The 21,316-nt window shown below is 35.9% G+C and carries 18 protein-coding genes, 1 pseudogene and 1 riboswitch; of the genes and pseudogenes, 16 read left to right on the plus strand and 3 right to left on the minus strand.

Annotated features, from left to right (window positions below):
* The first annotated feature begins 1 nt into the window (after window position 1).
* From HCJ30_RS00330 to rlmH, 7 genes are all read left to right on the plus strand, one after another.
* Window positions 2–841 (plus strand): two-component system regulatory protein YycI, encoded by an 840-nt coding sequence (locus tag HCJ30_RS00330; protein WP_185390516.1) that lies wholly within the window; start codon window positions 2–4, stop codon window positions 839–841.
* A 119-nt stretch (window positions 842–960) separates the two neighbouring features.
* Window positions 961–1,791: an MBL fold metallo-hydrolase gene (locus HCJ30_RS00335; RefSeq protein WP_185390517.1), complete on the plus strand. Its 831-nt coding sequence runs from the start codon at window positions 961–963 to the stop codon at window positions 1,789–1,791.
* A 97-nt stretch (window positions 1,792–1,888) separates the two neighbouring features.
* Complete coding sequence (gene htrA, locus HCJ30_RS00340) at window positions 1,889–3,394, plus strand: serine protease HtrA (RefSeq protein ID WP_185390518.1); 1,506 nt, start codon at window positions 1,889–1,891, stop codon at window positions 3,392–3,394.
* Window positions 3,395–4,240: 846 nt separating this feature from the next.
* Complete coding sequence (locus HCJ30_RS00345; RefSeq protein WP_185390519.1) at window positions 4,241–5,659, plus strand: glycoside hydrolase family 1 protein; 1,419 nt, start codon at window positions 4,241–4,243, stop codon at window positions 5,657–5,659.
* Window positions 5,660–5,705: 46 nt separating this feature from the next.
* Complete coding sequence (locus HCJ30_RS00350; protein WP_185390520.1) at window positions 5,706–6,551, plus strand: PRD domain-containing protein; 846 nt, start codon at window positions 5,706–5,708, stop codon at window positions 6,549–6,551.
* A 121-nt stretch (window positions 6,552–6,672) separates the two neighbouring features.
* Window positions 6,673–8,550 carry a beta-glucoside-specific PTS transporter subunit IIABC gene (locus HCJ30_RS00355; protein WP_185390521.1) on the plus strand — a complete coding sequence of 626 codons (1,878 nt, stop codon included), beginning with the start codon at window positions 6,673–6,675 and terminating at the stop codon, window positions 8,548–8,550.
* A gap of 120 nt (window positions 8,551–8,670) precedes the next feature.
* Complete coding sequence (gene rlmH, locus HCJ30_RS00360) at window positions 8,671–9,150, plus strand: 23S rRNA (pseudouridine(1915)-N(3))-methyltransferase RlmH (protein ID WP_008946708.1); 480 nt, start codon at window positions 8,671–8,673, stop codon at window positions 9,148–9,150.
* 24 nt (window positions 9,151–9,174) lie between these two features.
* Here rlmH and HCJ30_RS00365 read toward each other — a convergent pair whose 3' ends face one another.
* Entirely contained in the window at window positions 9,175–9,660 is a 486-nt protein-coding gene (locus tag HCJ30_RS00365) for a GNAT family N-acetyltransferase (RefSeq protein WP_185390522.1), read from the minus strand.
* 138 nt (window positions 9,661–9,798) lie between these two features.
* Between HCJ30_RS00365 and HCJ30_RS00370 the strand changes: the two genes are divergently transcribed.
* Window positions 9,799–10,686 (plus strand): LysR family transcriptional regulator, encoded by an 888-nt coding sequence (locus HCJ30_RS00370; protein WP_185390523.1) that lies wholly within the window; start codon window positions 9,799–9,801, stop codon window positions 10,684–10,686.
* Window positions 10,687–10,772: 86 nt separating this feature from the next.
* Window positions 10,773–11,411, plus strand: coding sequence for a DUF998 domain-containing protein (locus HCJ30_RS00375; RefSeq protein ID WP_185390524.1), 639 nt, complete (start codon window positions 10,773–10,775; stop codon window positions 11,409–11,411).
* Here the strand turns inward: HCJ30_RS00375 and HCJ30_RS00380 are convergent.
* The gene (locus tag HCJ30_RS00380; protein ID WP_185390525.1) at window positions 11,408–11,761 is read right to left on the minus strand and encodes a PTS sugar transporter subunit IIA; all 354 of its coding nucleotides are present in this window, start codon (window positions 11,759–11,761) and stop codon (window positions 11,408–11,410) included. The genes HCJ30_RS00375 and HCJ30_RS00380 overlap by 4 nt on opposite strands.
* 199 nt (window positions 11,762–11,960) lie before the next feature.
* Between HCJ30_RS00380 and HCJ30_RS14415 the strand changes: the two are divergent.
* From HCJ30_RS14415 to HCJ30_RS00405, 5 genes and pseudogenes are all read left to right on the plus strand, one after another.
* Window positions 11,961–12,610, plus strand: a pseudogene (locus HCJ30_RS14415) (hypothetical protein).
* Window positions 12,611–13,153: 543 nt separating this feature from the next.
* Entirely contained in the window at window positions 13,154–13,735 is a 582-nt protein-coding gene (locus HCJ30_RS00390; RefSeq protein ID WP_185390526.1) for a hypothetical protein, read from the plus strand.
* A 108-nt stretch (window positions 13,736–13,843) separates the two neighbouring features.
* On the plus strand, window positions 13,844–14,431 hold the full coding sequence (locus HCJ30_RS00395) for a hypothetical protein (RefSeq protein WP_185390527.1): 588 nt from the start codon (window positions 13,844–13,846) through the stop codon (window positions 14,429–14,431).
* Window positions 14,432–14,628: 197 nt separating this feature from the next.
* Window positions 14,629–15,894: an MrcB family domain-containing protein gene (locus tag HCJ30_RS00400; RefSeq protein ID WP_185390528.1), complete on the plus strand. Its 1,266-nt coding sequence runs from the start codon at window positions 14,629–14,631 to the stop codon at window positions 15,892–15,894.
* Window positions 15,851–16,924, plus strand: coding sequence for a threonine aldolase family protein (locus HCJ30_RS00405; RefSeq protein ID WP_185390529.1), 1,074 nt, complete (start codon window positions 15,851–15,853; stop codon window positions 16,922–16,924). Before HCJ30_RS00400 ends, HCJ30_RS00405 begins: the two co-directional genes overlap by 44 nt.
* A 54-nt stretch (window positions 16,925–16,978) precedes the next feature.
* Here the strand turns inward: HCJ30_RS00405 and HCJ30_RS00410 are convergent, their stop codons facing one another.
* A complete protein-coding gene (locus HCJ30_RS00410) occupies window positions 16,979–19,255 on the minus strand; it encodes a DGQHR domain-containing protein (RefSeq protein ID WP_221635964.1) in 2,277 nt (758 codons plus the stop codon).
* 171 nt (window positions 19,256–19,426) lie between these two features.
* On the opposite strand from HCJ30_RS00410, the gene HCJ30_RS00415 reads away from it, so the two are divergent.
* A complete protein-coding gene (locus HCJ30_RS00415) occupies window positions 19,427–20,317 on the plus strand; it encodes a DNA adenine methylase (RefSeq protein WP_185390530.1) in 891 nt (296 codons plus the stop codon).
* A gap of 40 nt (window positions 20,318–20,357) precedes the next feature.
* Window positions 20,358–21,143, plus strand: a complete 786-nt coding sequence (locus HCJ30_RS00420) for a ChbG/HpnK family deacetylase (RefSeq protein WP_185390531.1) — start codon at window positions 20,358–20,360, stop codon at window positions 21,141–21,143.
* A 30-nt stretch (window positions 21,144–21,173) separates the two neighbouring features.
* Window positions 21,174–21,279: riboswitch (TPP riboswitch) on the plus strand.
* Window positions 21,280–21,316: the final 37 nt, after the last annotated feature.

The following is a 21,316-nucleotide window of genomic DNA, read 5'->3' on the forward strand; positions in this document are numbered from 1 at the left end:
AATGGATTGGCGTAAAACTCAAATGATTTTTATTGTGACACTCCTAATTTTAAATGTCTTTTTGGCCGTTATATTTTTCAACAAACAACTATCGGATGATCCAGATACACTCGGAAATGAAACGCTAGAAGAACGCTTAAAAGCAGATAATATTTCCCATCCAGATTTATCGACAAAACCTACGAGTGGCTCTATTTTCACGACAGAGCGAGCGGCTTTTACACCAAAAGATGTTAGCGACCTTACTGGACAAGCGATTACGCTGAAAGACAACAATAAACAAATTTATTCTGTCTTACAAAATCCAGTAAAAGCTGGCAAAAAAGGCAATAATCCAGAATTTCAAAAATTTATGGAATCTGGCGTTTATCGTGGCGAGTCCTACCAATTTTGGAATTATGATAAAGATGCCCGGACGCTGACTTTTAACCAATTAATCAATAATAATATGGTGCTCTTTGATGAAGCGGGCCAAATCACTTTCTATTTAGACCGCGACGACCGCGTAATCTCCTATGAGCAAACATGGATGTCCAAGCAAGATGATTTAAAAGATAAAACCAATTTAATGTCCGCAACAGATGCATTAGAAGCGGTTTATCAGCACGGCGAGTTGAAGCAAGATAGCGACGTGGTTTCCGCAACATTCGGCTACTACACGACCGTACAGCTGCCGTCTGGAAATGTTTACTTCCCAGTTTGGTGCTTTGAAGTAAAACATTCAGGCGAAACGAACTATGTCCTCGTGAATGCTAAAGACGAACAAGTCATTAACCAATCAGAAAATAAATCAACCACCGAACCAGGCACGGAATTATCCAGTCGCCAAAAAGCGAAATAAAAACAGAGTCAACCTAATTATCATGAAAAATTAGGTTGGCTTTTTCAAACGATGGGACATGCAATTTTGCCGGATTAGCGTTACAATAAAAGGTATATAAGCCTTTAGGGGGATAAAAAATGTTCGCAAATAAAATTTTAACCGAAAAAGACACGGATCAAATCCGATTTAGTATATTAGCCAGCGGAAGTTCAGGTAATGCCACGCTTGTCGAAACCGGAGACCAAAAAATTCTGATTGACTGTGGGTTGAGTGGCAAGAAAATGGAAGGGCTATTCGCGCAAGTTGGTCGTGATATGAATGATTTAGACGCTATTTTAATTACGCATGAACACTCAGACCACATTAAAGGGCTTGGTGTGCTTGCTCGTAAATACAAACTCCCTATTTATGCGAATGCTAAAACATGGAAAGCAATGGATAACATGATTGGCGAAGTCTCTTCTGATCAAAAGTTCCAATTTGATATGGAAACGGTAAAATCTTTCGGTAGTATGCAAGTAGAATCCTTTGGTGTCTCTCATGACGCGATTGAGCCGATGTTTTACATATTTCATAAAGGGAATAAAAAATTTGTAATGATAACCGACACGGGATATGTAAGCGACCGGATGAAAGGGCATATTGCGGGGGCTGATGCTTATCTTTTTGAAAGTAATCATGATGTAGAAATGCTTCGAATGGGACGCTATCCGTGGAATGTTAAACGCAGAATTCTTGGCGACGAAGGACACGTGAGCAATGAAGATGCAGCAATTGCAATGAGCGAAGTAATTACCGACCAGACGAAACGAATTTATTTAGGCCACCTTAGTAAAGACAATAATATGAAAGAACTAGCGAGAATGAGCGTAACACAAACCCTTATTTCAGAAGGAATTGATGTTGGCGGCAAAGTAGAAATCTTTGATACCGACCCTGATAACGCCACATCTATCTTTACGATTTAAGTTTCACCATTTTTTTAAAGCTTTTTCATCGTTTTTTCATATTTGGCGTTTACTATGGAAGTATATAAATGCGAAATTTGCAGAGAGGAAGGAAGACATGGACGAGAAAGAAAAGAATTTAAATGAAAACAGCGAGAACGAAAGCACGCCAAAAAGAGAGGTCGAGGAGACTTTACATACCCCGGAGAACTCGCAACCAGTCCAAGAACCCCCTATTGTAGAAGGCGTGACCCCAGAGGGCGAGAAATTTGCCGGAGCAACAGAAGATGCAGCCGAGGCAAGTTCTACAAATGCATTTTTTGAAGAAGCAAGTAACAAAGAACCAGAACCTGCTAGACCAGCCCCAGGGCCAAGACGTACGAGTACAACTGGAGGCGGCGCAGTCCCACCTAATAGAGTGAACAACGGCGGCGGAAGTGGTAACGGGAATGGCCAGCCACCGAAGCGCGGCAAACACTTTATTGGCTACTTTTTAACAGCACTTATTGGTGTAATCATTGGCGGACTTATTATTTTCTTCGTAGCTTGGGATAATGGCGACAATGCAGATACAACTTCCAATTCAAATAATAAAGCAACTAAAGTAGAAAAAGTTTCTGTAGACACAACATCAGATGTAACCAAGGCAGTGGATAAAGTACAAGATGCGGTAGTCAGCGTACTGAATTACCAATCATCATCTTCCCTTGATGGAACAACCTCTTCCGAACAAGAAGCTTCATCAGGATCCGGTGTCATTTATAAAAAAGCAAACGGTAAAGCATACATCGTAACGAATAATCACGTTGTAGCCGATGCAAATAAATTAGAAGTAACATTTACAAATGGTAAAAAATCAGAAGCGAAATTATTAGGAACAGACGAATGGAACGATTTAGCTGTCCTTGAAATTGACGATAAAAATGTCAGCACAGTAGCTGCATTCGGCGATTCTGATTCATTAAAACTTGGCGAACCAGCAATTGCAATTGGTAGCCCACTTGGAACTGAATTTTCCGGTTCTGTAACGCAAGGTATTATTTCCGGCTTAAACCGTGCAGTGCCAGTTGATACAAATGGCGACGGAACAGAAGACTGGGAAGCTGATGTTATCCAAACAGATGCAGCAATCAACCCAGGTAACAGTGGTGGAGCTTTAATTAACATTGAAGGCCAAGTAATTGGTATCAACTCAATGAAAATTTCGATGGAAAACGTAGAAGGTATTAGCTTTGCGATTCCAAGTAACACAGTAGAGCCAATCATCGAACAACTAGAAACAAATGGCGAAGTAGAACGCCCATCTCTAGGTGTTTCCTTACGTGACGTAGATACAATTCCAGAAACACAACAAAAAAGTATTTTGAAATTACCAGATAGCGTAGATTATGGTGCAATGGTACAACAAGTAGTATCCGGTTCCCCGGCAGCTAAAGCGGGCTTGAAACAATATGATGTTATTGTTGAACTAGACGGCCAAAAAGTAACAAACTCTATGACACTACGTAAAATCCTTTATGGTAATGATGTGAAAATTGGCGATAAAGTCAAAGTGAAATATTACCGCGATGGTAAAGAACAATCCACAGATATCAAACTAGAAGCAGCAAAAACAACCACATGATAACGAAAAGCCATTCTCTTGAAAAAGAGGGTGGCTTTTTTTCTGTGGAAAACTTGTGGATAGTGATTTTTTTCGGATATAGATATAGTAGAGAACAAGGATTCTGCTACTAAATATAGGAACGTTTTGTGGATATGTGGATAACTTCTGTGGATAACCTGTGTGTAAGCCGTGAATATCTTGTGGAAAAGAACAATTTTGATAATTTAATCAATAATCACAGATTTATTTTTGAAAAAAACGCATTTTTTGCGAAAATATAGGTCAAAAAAGAAAAATGTGGATAGAAAGCCATTTATCCACATTTTTACTTTTTATAAGTCGAATATGTGACAAGGGAAATAACTTTACGCGGAAATTAAAATGGTGGGGATGATTGTAGGAGAAGAGGTTTCGCTGTTTGATGGAGTTTGGTTTTCGAATGTTTTGCTGACATTTTTACTTGTGGATAAGCTGTGGATAGTGAAAATAGCGTATCATATATATTGTGGAGAATATACGTTCGGACACAAAATAGAGAATCGCCCTGTGGATATGTGGATAGTTTTTGGGGATAACTTGTGTATAAGGACGGGATAACCTGTGGAATAACTTTTTTTGCGTTAGAAAACTATTTAGAAGTTCTGCCGATTTAGCGAAATGAAAAGTAGTAAAATAGGCTAAGAAAAATCATCATTGACAGAAAGCGCTTTATCTTGTATCATAATGGTTAATTAAAGGATTGTTACTGATTCGATCAGGCATGACCCGGAATAGGATAGAAACTTATCGAGAGAAATCTCGTGAGCTTTTGTCTAGTTTCGGGTCATTTTTTTGTGCAAAAAAATGACTAGGAGGCATGTACATATGGAATTCAAAAAAAATAAAGCATTCCCAAATGATTTTTTATGGGGAGCTTCGACGTCTTCTTTTCAAGTGGAAGGTGCTTGGCAGGAAGATGGGAAAGGGCTATCTGTTATTGATGTAATGGAGAAAAACCCGGAAATAACTGATTTTACGATTGCGGTGGATCATTATCATCGAATGAAGGAAGACGTGGCTTTAATGGCAGAGTTAGGCCTTAAAGTGTATCGTTTCTCTATCGCTTGGACGCGAATTTTTCCTAGTGGGCGGGGAGACATTAATCAAAAGGGGGTCGATTTTTATAACGATTTAATTGATGAACTTTGTAAGTATGGGATTGAGCCACTTGTGACGATTTATCACTTTGATTATCCACAAGGGTTAGTAGAAGAATATGGTGGTTGGGTATCGCGGAATAGTGTGGAAGATTACCGCGCGTATGCTGAATTTTTATTCAAAACTTACGGCGATCGCGTGAAATATTGGCTGACGATTAATGAACAGGACCATGTAGTGCGGATTCCAAGTCGTTTGGGTCTTACTGGGAAGACGAAGCAGGAACAGTTGAAACTTGGATATCAGGCAAACCACCATATGTGCCTTGCAACAGCTGCAACGATTAAAACATTCCACGAACTCTGCATAAAAGGAAAAATCGGGCCAGCAGTTTCATTTTCCATGATTCACCCAGCGAGCTCAAATCCAGAAGATGTACTTGCAAGCCAAGATGCGATGCTCGTTAAACATAATTACTTACTGGATTTACATTGTAATGGTGAATATCGTACCCCATTTTGGCAATATTTGCTTGACCGGGACTTTACGCCAGAAATAGAAGCGGGAGATTTGCAATTAATGAAAGAAAATCCGCCAACGATGATTGGTGTGAACTATTATTTTTCCGAGGCGGTTAAGGCATTTCCGGCAACAGAAGAATTTCCGATTGGCTATCAAAAAGAGTCTTTATTACCAGAAGCAGAGGCTGGCGTTTTCCAAGTAATAAAAAATGAAGAACTTGCGGCGACAGATTGGGGATGGGAAATTGATCCAGTTGGCTTACGTTTGACGTTAAGAGAGTTGCATGAACGATATCACTTGCCTTTAATAATTACGGAAAATGGAATGGGTGCATATGATAAACTAGAAGCAGGAGATATTATAAATGACGATTACCGAATTATGTATTTAAAAGAACACATAAAACAAGTGAAATTGGCATTTAATGATGGTGTAACTGTGCTTGGATACTGTTCGTGGAGCTTTATGGATGTTGTCAGTGGTCGAAATGGCATGGATAAGCGCTATGGATTTGTATATATTGACCGAGAAAACTTTGATTTAAAAGAGATGCGTAGAATTAAAAAGCAAAGTTTTTATTGGTATCAAAAAGTCATTACTTCAAATGGAGAAACCCTGTCATAACTTAACTTTCCTAGATATAAACTAAACTATTGAAGAGGAATAAAAGATGATAATAAAAAAAGTTTTTAATAATAATGTTGTTTTAGTCATTGAAAATCCGACAGTAGAAAAAATTCTGATGGGAAAAGGTATTGGTTATCAAAAGTTTCCAGGAGACCTGGTTGATTTAACTAATGTAGAAAAAACATTTGTGTTGAATGATGAAGCGACAGAAGGAAAATTGGATGCTTTTTTTGACGAAGTTCCTTTGGAGGTTATTCAACTGTGCGGCCATTTGGTGAAAAGCGGTAAGCAGGAACTTGGCCCGCATATTACGGATAATTTACTGATTCCGCTTGCTGATCATATAAATTTCGCAATCACTCGGGTAAAAGAAGGCATTCAAATTGATTACCCGCTAAAATGGGAAATTCGTCATATGTATCCGGAAGAAGTCGCGTTTGCTGAATCTGTTATCGCATGGATGAAGGAAAGCGCAAATATTGAATTGCCTAAAGAAGAAGTTGTGCCGATCGCGATGCATTTTGTTAATGCCAGATTTGGCACAGCAGAAGTAGAACAAGCTTTTGAAATGACAACTTTGGTTGCGAAAATTTTAGATATTATTAACTATCATTACCTTATTCAAGTAGATGAAGATTCATTAAATTATGCGCGTTTAATTACACATTTGCGTTACTTCATTTTGCGACAAATGAAAAAAGAATCAGATGTGGTGGAGGAAGCAATTCTTTATGATGTAGTAAAAAGTAAATATCCAAAAGCTTTTGAATGTGCCTTAAAAGTGAAGAAATTACTAGAAGAAACAATGGGCTGGACAGTCAATCATGACGAGGTACTATACCTTGCACTGCATATCCACCGAGTTACTACTAGAGAAAAAACAAAATAATTTATTGTAGGATCGTTACTGTTCGGCAGGCGTGACCTAAATAAAAGATAAGACACTTAATTTGAAGTCGTTGTATCTTTTATTTGGGTCTTTTTTATTACAAATGAACTGGAGGAGAACAATGAATAATCAAGAACTAGCAAAAGAGATACTCGCCCTTGTTGGTGGAGAAAAAAACATTACAGAAGTCATGCACTGCTACACAAGACTTAGATTTCATTTGAAAAAAATCGATTTAGCGGATAAGGAGAAAATTGAAGAATTACCAGGCGTTATTAATGTTCAAATTCAAAGCGGACAATTTCAAGTAGTGATTGGAAATAAAGTTTCTAAAGTGTATAAGGAATTAATAAAACTTGGAGATTTCAAACAAGGCGATAGTTCAGAAACAACTGTTGAAAAGAAAAAAGGAAATCTCATTGGTCGTTTCTTTGAAGTGATTTCGACAATATTCTCGCCAATAGTTCCTGCGATTGCCGGAGCCGGAATGTTAAAAGGGCTTTTAGGATTAGTTACTGTACTTGGCTGGGTTGAGCCAACTAGTAGTGTTGTAACGATGCTGCAAATTATATCCGACTGTGTATTTTACTTCTTGCCGTTTTTCTTGGCGGTTTCAGCAGCGCGAATTTTCAAAACGAATGAGTTTATTGCAGTCGCTGTAGCTGGGGGAATGATGTACCCAATTATTATGGAAGGAGCGAAAGCCATTGCGAATGGTGGCCCAACTGGGTTAGATTTGTTTGGTCTTCCAGTTCCTTTTATCAATTATAGTTCTACTGTTATTCCGATTATTTTAGCCGTTTGGATTTTAAGTTATGTTTATCGTTGGGTAGATAGATGGATGCCGGATTCTTTGGGGATTGTATTTACACCAACTATTGTATTAATGCTTATTATTCCAATTCAATTAATTGTTATTGGACCACTTGGATCATACTTAGGAATTTGGCTTGCAGAAGGCGTGACATGGTTATTTGCACATGGTGGTATTATCGCCGGTGGACTTCTTGGAGCAACTAGACCATTACTCGTTATTGTTGGCATGCACTACGGCTTAATGCCAATCGCAATTCAAAATATCGCTGTACTCGGACATGACTATTTATTACCAGTTTTCTTAATGGCAAACATGGGCCAAGCGGCAGCAGCATTAGCCGTATTTTTGAAAACAAAAAACAAAGATTTAAAAGCTATCGCGGGATCGTCTACAATTGCAGGATTTTTAGGAATTACCGAACCAGCAATGTACGGGGTTAACTTGAAACTGAAAAAACCATTTATCGCTGCTTTAATTGGTTCAGGTATTGGTGGTGCATTTGTGACAGGTTTTGGCGTTACAGGAAATGCCTTTGTTCTGCCCGGAATAATGAGTTTACCAGTATTTATGGGACCAAAATTTGTTTATCTAATTATTGGAATGATACTTACAATCACCATCACGATCGTTTTAACATTCTTGATGAAATTTGAAGATGCACCATCTAAAAATACAAAAGAAACAGCGAAGAAACAAAACAAAGCTTCTTCTATTGAACACACAACCATTTTAAGCCCAGTAATCGGAACTACAGTTGCTTTAAAAGATGTACCAGATGCGACATTTGCAGAAGAAATCATGGGAAAAGGGATGGCTGTAAATCCGACTGTTGGAGAAATTTACGCCCCTTTTAATGGAGAAGTTGCTACTTTCTTTAAAACGGGTCATGCGATTGGTTTGCGGTCAGAAGAAGGCGTAGAATTGCTTATTCACGTAGGGATTGATACGGTTAATTTAAACGGAGCTCATTTCCATCCTCAAGTGAAACAAGGCGATCAAGTCAAGGCTGGAGATTTGCTGCTGACATTTGATCTAGCGGAAATTAAGCAAGCGGGATATGAGGCAATTACCCCTGTTATCGTTACAAATACTGAAAATTATTTGGACGTGATTGGTGCCGATGAAAATGAAACAATGGAACGAGAAAATTGGTTAATTCAAGTAATCAATAAAATGAAATAATTTTAAAACACTATTCTTTCGCGGGAATAGTGTTTTTTGTTTGGAATTATAAATTTTGGTAGAGTTGTAAGTGTCATTTGAGGTATGATAAAAGTATTAATAAAGATGAGGGTGGCACAAATGAATATCCAAATTGTAACGGTGGGAAAACTGAAAGAAAAATATTTAGTACAAGGAATCGCGGAATATTTAAAACGACTGAGCGCCTATGCGAAAGTGACAATTGTTGAGGTTCCAGATGAAAAAGCGCCGGAAGTATTGAGTGACGCGGAAATGAAACAAGTGAAGGATAAAGAGGGTGTGCGGATTTTAGCGAAGATTCCGGATGATGCCCATGTGATAGCGCTGGCGATTGATGGGAAAATGAAGTCAAGTGAGGAATTTGCGGCGGATTTGGATAAGCTGGCGACTTATGGTAAGAGTAAGGTGACGTTTGTGATTGGTGGATCGCTGGGGCTTAGTGAGGCGGTGTTGAAGCGGAGTAATGAGCGGATTTCGTTTGGGAGGTTGACTTTGCCGCACCAGTTGATGAGATTAGTGCTGGTGGAGCAGGTTTATCGGGCGTTTCGGATTGTTCGGGGGGAGCCATATCATAAGTGAAGCAAATCGGATGAAAGGATTATTTCATCCGATTTTTTCATAAATTCGCGAGTTTCTATCAGGGAAAGGATAATCAATATCTAATGCATCTCGGGTAATTTGCTGAAATCCTTGTTTTTCATAAAAATAATGCGAGCGTTTTTCATTTTCAGGTGTATCTAAAATAATCCGTGAAAAATTATTCGCGGTATAGAACGCGTAAAAAGCATCAAATAATTGCTGGCCAAGACGCACCGGATTTCCTCTGAATTCGGGATAAGTGAAGAATTTTTTTAGAATAGCTGTTTCTTTATCGAATGGTAACAGTGCGATTGAACCAACAACTTTATTATCTTGTATGGCAATCCAAAATTGGCCGCCTTTTTTTTGATAATAATCTTCAATTTCAAAAATATCTGCTTGCTCAGTCATTTTAATATCTAGGCTTGCTTCGATGTTTTGGCAGTAATTGATTAAGTCGACTAGTTCTGCCAAGTATTTAGGATTATTTGCAAAGTGTTTAATTTCCATTAGTTACCCAACTTTCTAATAATATTTGACTTATTTCTTAGTACAATTTATACTACATCAAAAATACAGTTCTGAATAACGGGAAAAATCGAATGTATGGTTCGGTTTTATTGAACTATTAGAGAGTGGGGAATGATAATGGATTTGAAAAATTTGCTGACGTTTAAAACGATTTTAGAAGCGGGTAGTTTTCAAGAAGCTGCGCGGAAATTAAATTACGCCCAATCGACAGTAACTACGCAAATTCAACAACTAGAACAAGAGCTTCATGTGAAACTGTTCGATAAAATTGGTCGGAAAATGGTTTTAACCTCTGCGGGTAACGATTTGTTGCCTTCTGTGAATCAGATACTTGAAACATACAACACTATGAAAAACTATTCGAATAATGCGGAGTTAAAAGGTGAATTGCGTATTGCCATCCCTGAAAGTATACTCACCTACCAAATGCAGACCATTTTAAAGGAATTCCATGAAAAAGCTCCTAATGTAAAACTGTATTTGAAAACGTTAAATTGCTTTGAAATTCCGTACGAGGTTGAAAATGGTTTGGTTGATTTAGGCATTTATTATGATGTTGGTGAAAAAAGTGATCAGATTACGAAAAGTAAATTGGGATCGCACGCTATTTCTGTAATTGCGAGTGCTCAAAAAGAGGTAGAGTCTATAAATTTTTTTAATGAAAATAAAGAATTGGATGTATCTTTTTTATCGAACGATGTGAATAGTATTTATCAAAAACATTTTGAAGCGATGATTAAAGAGCGGAATATCACCCTTAACCACCGAATGGAAGCTGGGAGTATTGAATCGATTAAACGATGCGTGATTAATAATTTAGGTATTGCTGTTTTTCCGAGTTTTGTGTTTGAGGAGGAGCTTGGAAAAGGGCTGATACGCAAGGTCCCAAGTCCTTTGGATAGTCAGGAAATAGCAACGATTTATAGTTATCACGAAAAAAGATGGATGTCGCCGAATTTGGCGTGTTTTATGGAGTTGTTGGAGGCGGGAAAAGGGGATTTTTGACCAATTTGTTTGGAAATCAGTTATAATAATTAAATAGATTTTTAATCCATAAGACCACACAAAATTAAGTTTTAGGAGTGTGAAAAATGACCTTTCTAAAAAAATACGGCTTTTACTTTTTATTACTCGCTGTCCTAAGTGATTTTCTAACACCTTACATACTCGGAATATTTTACCCAGAACTAAACCAAATGACGCAGGTTATGAGTGTGTTTGGGGATGTGGCTAGTCCGGTTCGGGGGGCGTTTTTGGTTTGGTCGGTGGTGTCTGGGGTGTTGTTTGTGCTTGCGTTACCGGCGATTTATCAGAGCGTTGTTAAAACTTCGCGGACTTTGGCGATTATGCTTGCTTCTGCGATTGGTTTGTATGGGATTGGCGATTGTATTTTTACCGGGTTGTTTAGTATTGATACGGAGCAGGCGAGTTGGACGTTTTCGACTTGGGTTCATAATATCGGCTCGGGGCTTGGTTATGCGGGATTTTTGATTTTTCCGTTGTTTTTGGTCATGCTTTACCGGAAAACTGGCGATAAAACTCGCGGCAATGTCTATCTAGTATTACTCATTGTCAGTTTACTTTCTGCTGGTGTTTATGGGCTTGCGCGGATTCCTGCGGTGAATGATTTGTCGGTTTTGGATAAAATTGGATTTTGTCAGCGGATTAGTTTCTTTTTTAATTATTTGCCGATTGTTGTTTTTGGAATTGATCGGATTAGAAAACCCTAGATTTTCAGGGATCTAGGGTTTTTTGTTCGCAAAGTTCGATAAATTTCTCCCAGTTCCCGAATCATTTCCACGGCAATATCCGTAGAAGACAAGTGACCCTCCGCATGAACAAGCAGTAAGTCCACCTCTCTCATTCGGTTCTCCGAAGATAGTTTTCGTAAAAGTTCCGCGTGCGCTCGGTGCGCTAGTTTAATCTCGTCCTTCGCTTCAGTAATTTTCTGCGTGAAAGCTTCGATGTTTTGCTGTTTTACTTCTTTCAGTGCCTCAAAAGCACAACTTTTCGCATTCCCGGCGTGTAAGATGATTGCCATGGAATCCAGTTCTGTTGTTAGTTCGTTGCTATCTGTCACGTAAAGACCTCCTTTTGATTTGTCTTTACTATAGCTGGAAAAATGGGGGAGGTGAAATTATTATTTGCCACTTTGGAAGTGGAAATTGGTTTAATTGGGGTTGGCATTTTTTCAGTACTAGGATATGATTGTAGAGAAGTCGCTATATTGAAATCGAATGTAGTACTTCATCATTTTTACACAGAAGGAGAGCAACTAGATGAGCAAAAAGTGGATAGGTATTATTTTAGTAAGTGCATTATTTTTATTGGTAGGCTGCGGTAAAGAAGTAGTTGAGAACAAAATGTCTGTTGAGAACAAAATGTCTGTTGAGAACAAAATGTCTGTTGAGAACAAAAAAATTGTTGATGATAAAGAAGTTGTTAGTAGTAAATTTACAGGGAAATGGAAGTTGGAATCAGTTAGTGTAGGTCTTAGTGATGGGACAGGTATGGCGAATATGGATAAGAAAATATGATGAGTCTTGATCTGGAAGTGGATGCAGATGGGAATGTAAAAGAACTGTATGTATATGATGAATTTTCCCTGACTAATTCTTATAAAATAAAAAAAATAATTGGCAATGAATATGAAATTGTTGGTCCTAAAATTACTAAAAGAGTATATGATTATGAAACAGAAAGCAAAAAAGAAAACGTGCAAAAGGCTCTTAAAGTGTATAAAAAGCTTGAAGAGCGGGATAATGTCAAGATAATGAAAAGTGAACAAAAAGGAAATGAGTATCATTTGGATACTGAAGTAGAAATAGAATATGAGTTTTCTATGGAATTGGAAAGTGAAAATTTAATTTTGAAAAAAGTGGATGATGAAGAGAATATTTTGGTTCAGGAAACATATAAGAAAAATTAAATTATAAGAAGTAGTAATCGGAAGTCTGTTGTAACTACTCATTTTAGTATATTATCTATAAAACTATTCTTTTGAGGATTTTTCAGGAGGGTAGTTTTTTTTGTTAAAAAGTTGCTTTTATAGTTAAATTTACAACAAACTTACATTCTTAGACATAATATGTAAGAGAAGATAAAAATACATTATACAAAAAAGATGTTTGTAATGAACTTAGTGGCATTATTAAAATACATGCAGGAAAACTATAGAAAACAGAAATCTAATTATTCATTAAAAAAAATAAAGTGGTAAAAAAGTTTAAAGAAGAAGTAAAAGTAATATTACCAGCTTCGGTTTTAGGTGATGAATATAAATTTCGGTATCTGTGGGAAAGGACAATAGGTTACTACATGATAAAGATGTCAACAAAGTGTACAGAGGGGATTTAAATTGGTTTATTTGGGGTTGGCATTTTTTCAGTACTAGGATATGATTGTAGAGAAGTCGCTATATTGAGATCGAATGTAGTACTTCATCATTTTTACACAAAAGGAGAGCATCAAGATGAGCAAAAAGTGGATAGGTATTATTTTAGTAAGTGCATTATTTTTATTGGTAGGTTGCGGTAAAGAGCCTGTTGAGAACAAAAAAGTAGTTGATGATAAAGAAGTTATTAGTAGTAATATTACAGGGAAATGGGAATTGGAAACGGTTAGTATTGGTGAATATGATAGAACGGGTTATCGAGAAGAGACTCATGATTATATTAGAGAATTCGAGATGGATAGTAAGGGGAATATAAAAGAAGTGCTAGTATATGATAACGGTACTAGGACTTATACTTATAAAATAAAGCCAAAAAGTGGTGATGAATATCAAAATGATGGCTCGACGATGTCTAAAGAAGTTTATAAATATGAAACAGCAAGTGAAAAACAGTACGTGAAAGAATTAGTGGAGACTTTTAAAGGGTTAGATACTATTAAGATTACGCTGAGTGAACAAAAGGGAAATAAATATGTTATAGAAACTGAACAAATGCATGACTTTGCGTTCTTTATGTATTTATCGGACAAAAAATTAATTAAAGAAGCTGTTTACGAAAAAGAGAAAGTATCTAGTAAAGATATATTTATTAGACAATAAGATATATAAGCTGAATGTAAAAAGTGTAAGTGAAGCAAAATGTTTATTGTAGCATAGGAACTAAGATGAGATTTACAGATAATTATACACAAAAAGGAGAGCATCAAGATGAGCAAAAAGTGGATAGGTATTATTTTAGTAAGTGCATTATTTTTATTGGTAGGTTGTGGGAAAGAACCTGTTGAGAACAAAAAAATTATTGATGATAAAGAAGTTATTAGTAGTAAATTTACAGGGAAATGGAAGTTGGAATCAGTTAGTGTAGGTGCTAGTGATGGGTCGGATATGAAGGATACGGGTTTGGCAAGTAAAATGAGTGTTGATCTGGATATAGATGCAGATGGGAATGTAAAAGAATTATTTATAGATGATGAAGTTTCCATAATAAATTCTTATAAATTGAAACAAAAAGATGGCGATAAGTATCAATGTGATGGCCTGGTAATTAGTAAAAAAGTGTATGGTTATGAAACAGAAAGTGAAAAAGCTTACGTACAAGAAGTCCTTAAAATGCTTGAGGCGCAGGATGATATCAAGATAACGAAAAGTGAGCAAAAAGACGATGAATATCATGTGGATACCAAAGAACAAAAAGATTATGTGATTTCTTTGGAATTGGAGAGTAAGAATTTAGTTTTGAAAAAAGTGGATGATAAAGAGAATATTTTGATTCAGGAAACATATAAGAAAAAGTAAACTATAAGAAATGGGATCCGTTGTAACCACCTGTTTTTAAAAATTTATTTGTGAAGACTATTCTTTCGAGGGTTCCTCGGGAGGATAGTTTTTTTGTTAAAAAGTTGCTTTTATAGTTAAATTCACAACAAACTTACATTCTTAGGTATAATATGTATGAGAAGATGAAAATACATTATATAAAAAGGATGTTTGTGATGAACTTAGTGGCATTATTAAAATACATGAAAGAAAACTATGGGGAGCAAAGAACCAATTATCCAATGGCTGGTAATGAAGTCGCAAAAAAATTTAAACAAGGTGTTAAAACAGCCTTTGAAACCACCTTTTTAGGCGAGGATTATGAAATATCTGCATCCATTGGTACAGGCGGTTGGGCAAATGTCCCTTGGATAGCAGTGCATGATAAAGAAATTAGCACAAGTGTACAAGAGGGAGTTAATATAGTTTATTTGTTTACAAACGATTACCAAGGTGTTTATTTATCTTTGAATCAAGGATATACATATGTAAATAAAAATTATAAAAATACTAAATTATCTTTAGGGAAGATTGCTCGTTTTTGGCAAGAAAATTTATCTACGTTAAAATCTGGAAATAGTTTTACAATTGCCCCAATTAACCTCGGACGGGAGAAATCTCGTTATACTAATCTTGTGAAAGGTTATGAATCTTGTAATATTTATAGTAAATATTATGATATTAAGGATTTGGGAGAAACTGATAATGATTTATTATTACAAGATTTGTTGCAAATGCTCACTGTTTTTAAAGAATTAAAAGGTCATTTAATGTTGGATGACAAAAAAGGTATAGAAGCTACAATTGATTTCATAATTAATAATGGAACTTTCAATGAATTAAGCGAAAAAGCAAAATCAGAGAAAATCGTTGAAATAGAAAAAAAGCGCAAATTAGTTTTAGGTAAAGAAGAAACGCATTCAAGAAATTCGGTAGTTAAGGAAGAAAAAGTACCTTATATCACCAAAAGAGATTATGCGAAAGAGGCTATTAGAAATACAGAAAAAGGATTGCAAGGAGAGTATTTGGTAATTAATTATGAAAGAGAAAGGTTAATGAAGAATACTATTACAAAATCTTATGCAGATAAAATCACTCATGTTGCTGAAAGTGGTGATGGGCATGGATATGATATTATTTCCTATGACATAAATCCAGATGCGCCAAATGAAGTAATAGAGATTTATATTGAAGTTAAAACAACAACTGGAAATAGAGATGCTCCATTTTATTTATCAGATAATGAATTAAATGTTGCGAGAATAAAAGGTGAGCTTTATAAAATTTATCGGGTATATGATTATAATACAGTGCCAAAACTGAAGATTATTGATAATTTATTCGATGAGACCCTAGAAATAAAACCAATCAATTATATCGTAAAAGGAGTGAACCAAAATGACAAACACACTAAAAAACAGCTACCAAAAAACACCATATAAACTAGGCGGGAATGGTCCGCGCAATGTAGGCGTTTTGACAGAAGCGCTTCAAAATATAGATTCTAACCAAGAAAGCGATATTTACGGAAACGGCGCAGTTATTGAAGACTTTGAAACAAAAATTGCGAAAATTCTCGGGAAACAATCTGCGGTATTTTTTCCAAGTGGTACGATGGCTCAGCAAATTGCGTTAAGGATTTGGGCTGACCGGAAAGAAAATCGGCGCGTGGCATATCATCCGCTCTCTCATTTGGAGATTCACGAGCAAGATGGGCTAAAAGAATTGCAACAAATCACGCCAATATTACTTGGTACGGCGAATCGGCTTTTGACAATTGACGATATTAAAAGCCTTCGCGAGCCAGTTTCTAGTGTGCTTATCGAACTTCCGCAACGAGAAATTGGTGGGCAGTTGCCTTCTTTTGAAGAGCTTGAGGAGATTTCGGAGTATTGCCGCGAACAGGGTATTTCGTTGCATTTGGACGGGGCGCGGTTATGGGAAATCACGCCGTTTTATCAGAAGTCTGCGGAAGAAATTTGTGCGCTTTTTGATAGTGTGTATGTGTCGTTTTACAAAGGGATTGGCGGGATTGCTGGGGCGATTTTAGCTGGGAATGATGATTTTGTGCAAGAGGCGAAAATCTGGAAACGGCGGTATGGTGGGGATTTGATTAGCCTCTATCCGTATATTTTGTCCGCGGATTATTATTTTGAAAAACGGATTGGAAAAATGGCGGGATATTTTGAAGCGGCGAAAGGACTGGCGGAGCGCTTTAATTCGTGTCCAGGCGTGAAGACTGTGCCGGAAGTGCCGGTTTCTAATATGTTTCATGTTTATTTTGAGAAGTCGGCTGATGAGGTTGGGGCGATTTTGACGAAGATTCAGGATGAAACTGGCGTTGGAATTTCGGGGTATTTGCAGGAGAAATCGGCGGATGTTTGTGCGTTTGAGGTTTCGGTTGGGGATGCGTTTGCGGAGATACCTGTGGAGATTTTGGAAGCTGCTTTTGAGAGATTAAAAATAAAATGATAAGTTTTAGATAGTAAAAAAGTACTCTAGAAAAATTCTAGAATACTTTTTTTACTATAAGTTCTTCTTTAAAAGCCATTGCTCTAAAGTTACAAGAAAATCGTGGTCTTCTTTTGTAACACTATATTCATGAAAGTTTTTATTTCTTATAGTGCTAAGTTTCTGAATCCATTTAGTTTTATCTTTTTTTCCACCTTTCATTTTTTCTTCACCAGGTTTAGTATAGCTCTTTTCAAAAAGATTTTTCCAATTACTTCCATGGATAGCGATTTCTCTGTAATGAATTAAATTTAGACAATCCCACGCCTGGACATTACCTTCTTTGCTAGTATAAGTTTTTTCTATAGCTAATTTTGAAGCGGAATCATAAACACTTTTAGGGACACCCTCTATGAACCATCTTTCACCATAGAAAGCTTTTAATTTATTTTCGAAGTCAATCTTAAAGAATGATTCAATGTCCCTAATCATATTAAATGATTCCTGATTATAAATCTTTTTGTCGTTTTCTATGTATTCTTGTAACCCAGGTGGTGAAAAATCAGGATACTTATCGTTAATTACGCATTGTAATTTTCGCCAGTACTTAGTCTTTCCGCCACCGCCATAAGAAGTTCTAAGCTCCTTTTTTTCATTATAATCGAGGTTGTTTAAAAATAAAATAATAGGCTCTAAATATAATTTCATTTCTGTCAAGAGATCATCTAAAGGAATATCATGTATTCTAATATTTTTAGAAATCAAGTAATTAATTATATCATTTGATATTTTTATTAAGCTGTAAATTCCGACATTAATTGATAGAATTCCATTATCATTATCTCCTTTATTCCATTCATTAGAAGATTGTTCAGCAATATAATTTAAATACATTAGCAAGAATGGATAGAGAATTTGATAAGTAGATTCGTTATCATCTTTGTCGAAGGTTCCTTTTTCTATTAGCTCGTTCTTTTTAGAGAAAGTAGATAAAAAATTACTTTTATCAATTCCATTCTTTACTGTATCAATTGTAATGCAACAAGTGTCTGTTTTATTATTTTCACCAATAATAATTCGATCGAATAATCTTGAATTTCTATCCTCTCCGAGTTGTTGAGCAATTTTTAAATTTACTGCTTTTCTTCGTTCATTATATACAGCGGAGTCCCATAGTAAGTCAGAATTTAGTGTGTTTTGGAGGTTTTTAGAAACAGCTTTTTGGTTCTCATTAATTTCCATGAACAATCTAACCTGATCAGCTTTTTTTAGGTCTAAAAAAGCCACTACAGGTATGGAATTAGTCTTGCTGAATTTTGAATCAGAATATCCATATAATCTATGTTGGCCATCTATTATATATAAAGACTTATATTTTTTAGGTAGGTGCAATAAACCAATTCGGCTAATTGAATTTTGTCCTTGTAAACTTGCACGGTCAAATGTCAATCCTTTTGATTTAGTATCAATATTAATTATAATTGAATTTGGAAAAAACCCGCCTTTATTAACAAAATCTTTGACTTGGTTTAATCTGCTTTTTTTTATAATCCGCTGGTAAGCCGGCATAGAATCTTTATTCACATTATTTCTATGTAAAACATAACTAAGTTTTAGAAGCTTTTCAGGTTCAATTGAAAAAGAATAATAGGTGTGACCGCCCATTTGACCTTCAATTGCGGTAGTTATGTTATCAAGCTCTTGTATTTTTTCTCCTTCAAAAAGATTCCCTAAAAGCTGATATCTTGCTGCAAAACCTATATGCTGAGATAGTTCTTCATAGTATTGTAATGCATCTTCATCAAAATGATAGATACAATACTTTGATAATAAATCCTTATCTGAAGTTGATAAATTAAAATTTTTAGTAGCTAGAATGAATTTTGGTTTAATTTTTTTCGTAGGAAAACTCTTTTTTAGTTCAGCTATTAATTTACCCCTTATCTCCCCTATTGATGTAAGCCGTTCGTTAAAATCGCTAAGTTTATTGTGTTCTTCTGTTGATTCACAAATGATAAATATACCAGTCTCATCATCTGCAGCAAAAACATCAAAACGCTGAGTAACAGAATGATCCGGCGTATATGGCATATGAAAGTTTTCGTCTTTATTCAGTTTATGAAACCCTAAATTACAAAATGTAAGCCAAACTTTATTTTTAAAAAGCAATTGAGGAGATTTAGCTCGTTTCATTTTTAATAAAGATTTTAATTCTCTATCAACGATCCATCCATCATTCTCATACTCTTCTTTCAGAGAATAAGGTACATTTTTAAAGATCTCTTTTTTCTTTTTTTCCCGTTTAATGGCTACTAGTTTGTTTTCTGAAATTAAATTTTCGTGAATATTCATTCATGCTCAGCCCCCGAAATTTATTTATATCTATAATATACTTAGATTTTAGCATTTAATTATTTAATATTCAAATAAATATAAGAAAGTATTTGTATTAGGAATAGCTAAGATATATAATGAGGATAATTATTAGATAAAGAGTCTATTCATTTGAATGGGAGAGAAGAAATGAAAAATGTAATAACGGCACCGATAAGATGGACAGGATCGAAAAAAAAGTTGTTGAATGAGATGTTACTTACTTTTGATAAAGAAAAAGCTGTATATGTTGAGCCTTTCTTAGGATCTGGAACGGTATTATTAAATGTTTTATCTCAAAACATGTATAAAAAGTACTACGTCAATGATATAAATTCGAATTTAATCAACTTTTACCAAATTTTAAAATCAGAAAAAGAAAAATTATTTCAAATTATTATTGATATTTGTCAACAATATAACCAGTTAGAGGATATTTCAGAAAAAGAGATCTACTATTATGAAATGAGAAAAAAATTTAACGAACGAAGAATTAAAGTACATAAACGGGCAGCTGTTTTTTGGTTTTTAATGAAATCTGGATTCAATGGAGTATATAGGGTAAATTCAAACAATAAATTTAATGTTCCGTTTGGAAAAAAAGAAAAAATATTGTTTAATTTAGAGAACGCAAAAACTATATCAAAGCTAATTCAAAATGTTGAGTTTTTTAATTTAGATTATATTACCTTTTTAGAGACCGTTTCAAACAAAGAAAGCTTCAATGAGGCTTTTTTATATTTTGATCCGCCCTATTTACCTGAAAATAATTTAGTCAGGCAACAATTATATACTAAGGATAAATTTGAACACGAACGATTTATAGACCATATTTTAACTTATAATAGAAAATTTAGAGAGTTGACTTTTATGATATCTATGTCAGATTCATCGTATGCAAATGAAATCTATCAAAGTGAGTATACATATAGAGTTGATGTACGTGAAATTATCCGGATAGTCAATCCTACAAAGTTAGTTAAATCTAAGGAGATTGCATACATTAACTACAAATTAAAAATAGAGGATAGAAAACATTGATGATTAATTATTCTAGACCTTACCAAAAAGGAGCCCACCCATGCCAAAACTAATCATCGACGCAGACGATTTCGGTCTATCCAAAGCCATCAACCACGGCATCATCGAAAGCTACAAAACCGGCATCACCACATCTACCTTACTCATGCCGAACCTAGAAACTGCCGAGCACGCAATCGCTCTCGCAAAAGACCACCCAGACCTATTCATCGGGCAACACACAAACTTCTTACTCGGAAAACCATGCGCGGACCCGGCGGAAATCCCATCACTTGTCGACGAAAACGGGGAATTCCATCGTTCCAAATATTACCGCGCCAACCCAGAACTGAAATTCCAATACGAAGATGTGCGCACGGAAACCATTGCTCAAATGGAACGGTTCAAAGCGCTAACTGGTCACTATCCAGAGCATATCGACTGCCACTCAATTGGTGATGAAACGGTTGATCAAGCTTTCTTTGATATTGCGCGTGAGTTCGGGATCCACACCACTTTAAAATACAGTGGCGATAAGAAATGGCCAGATCAGGAAGGTTATTTGCCAATCACTAAACTGTTGGAATCGGGCGCACTCCCATACACAAGCGGCGGTGTCTCGGTTGAAAATTTCCTTAACGATGATTTCGGATTATTAAAACTGGCGCCAAACGAAATTGCAGAGATGCATTTTGATGTCGGTTTTTTGGATCAATTTGTGCTGGATAATTCTTCCTACACGTTGATGCGGTGCCGGGAACTGGCGACGATTTGTGACATCCGAGTGCGGGATTGGCTTCTTGAAAATGGGTTTGAGCTTATTACATTTGGGGATTTACAGCGGTAAAACTCTATGTTATGATGAACGCAACTTAATAAGAAAAACTAGGGGGGCCGATTCTGGCTGAGATAGGAAGGTAATGCTTTCTGACCCTTTGAACCTGTTTGTTAGTGCAAGCGTAGGGAAGTGAATGTGAAAGTGACCGGAAAATTTATCGCGGCTGCTGTTTCTTTGCTTAT

It is taken from the genome of Listeria cossartiae subsp. cossartiae, assembly GCF_014224155.1.
In the GTDB taxonomy this organism is placed as follows: Bacteria; Bacillota; Bacilli; order Lactobacillales; family Listeriaceae; genus Listeria; species Listeria cossartiae.

Excerpts from the sequence above, each read along its gene's own strand:
- HCJ30_RS00395 (WP_185390527.1), top strand. The coding sequence starts at position 13,844 with ATGAGCAAAAAGTGGATAGGTATTATTTTAGTAAGTGCATTATTTTTA.
- HCJ30_RS00410 (WP_221635964.1), bottom strand. The coding sequence starts at position 19,255 with ATGAATATTCACGAAAATTTAATTTCAGAAAACAAACTAGTAGCCATT.
- HCJ30_RS00345 (WP_185390519.1), top strand. The coding sequence starts at position 4,241 with ATGGAATTCAAAAAAAATAAAGCATTCCCAAATGATTTTTTATGGGGA.
- HCJ30_RS00370 (WP_185390523.1), top strand. The coding sequence starts at position 9,799 with ATGGATTTGAAAAATTTGCTGACGTTTAAAACGATTTTAGAAGCGGGT.
- HCJ30_RS00335 (WP_185390517.1), top strand. The coding sequence starts at position 961 with ATGTTCGCAAATAAAATTTTAACCGAAAAAGACACGGATCAAATCCGA.
- HCJ30_RS00375 (WP_185390524.1), top strand. The coding sequence starts at position 10,773 with ATGACCTTTCTAAAAAAATACGGCTTTTACTTTTTATTACTCGCTGTC.
- htrA (WP_185390518.1), top strand. The coding sequence starts at position 1,889 with ATGGACGAGAAAGAAAAGAATTTAAATGAAAACAGCGAGAACGAAAGC.
- HCJ30_RS00330 (WP_185390516.1), top strand. The coding sequence starts at position 2 with ATGGATTGGCGTAAAACTCAAATGATTTTTATTGTGACACTCCTAATT.
- HCJ30_RS00365 (WP_185390522.1), bottom strand. The coding sequence starts at position 9,660 with ATGGAAATTAAACACTTTGCAAATAATCCTAAATACTTGGCAGAACTA.
- HCJ30_RS00350 (WP_185390520.1), top strand. The coding sequence starts at position 5,706 with ATGATAATAAAAAAAGTTTTTAATAATAATGTTGTTTTAGTCATTGAA.
- HCJ30_RS00415 (WP_185390530.1), top strand. The coding sequence starts at position 19,427 with ATGAAAAATGTAATAACGGCACCGATAAGATGGACAGGATCGAAAAAA.
- HCJ30_RS00405 (WP_185390529.1), top strand. The coding sequence starts at position 15,851 with ATGACAAACACACTAAAAAACAGCTACCAAAAAACACCATATAAACTA.
- HCJ30_RS00390 (WP_185390526.1), top strand. The coding sequence starts at position 13,154 with ATGAGCAAAAAGTGGATAGGTATTATTTTAGTAAGTGCATTATTTTTA.
- HCJ30_RS00400 (WP_185390528.1), top strand. The coding sequence starts at position 14,629 with ATGAACTTAGTGGCATTATTAAAATACATGAAAGAAAACTATGGGGAG.
- rlmH (WP_008946708.1), top strand. The coding sequence starts at position 8,671 with ATGAATATCCAAATTGTAACGGTGGGAAAACTGAAAGAAAAATATTTA.
- HCJ30_RS00420 (WP_185390531.1), top strand. The coding sequence starts at position 20,358 with ATGCCAAAACTAATCATCGACGCAGACGATTTCGGTCTATCCAAAGCC.
- HCJ30_RS00355 (WP_185390521.1), top strand. The coding sequence starts at position 6,673 with ATGAATAATCAAGAACTAGCAAAAGAGATACTCGCCCTTGTTGGTGGA.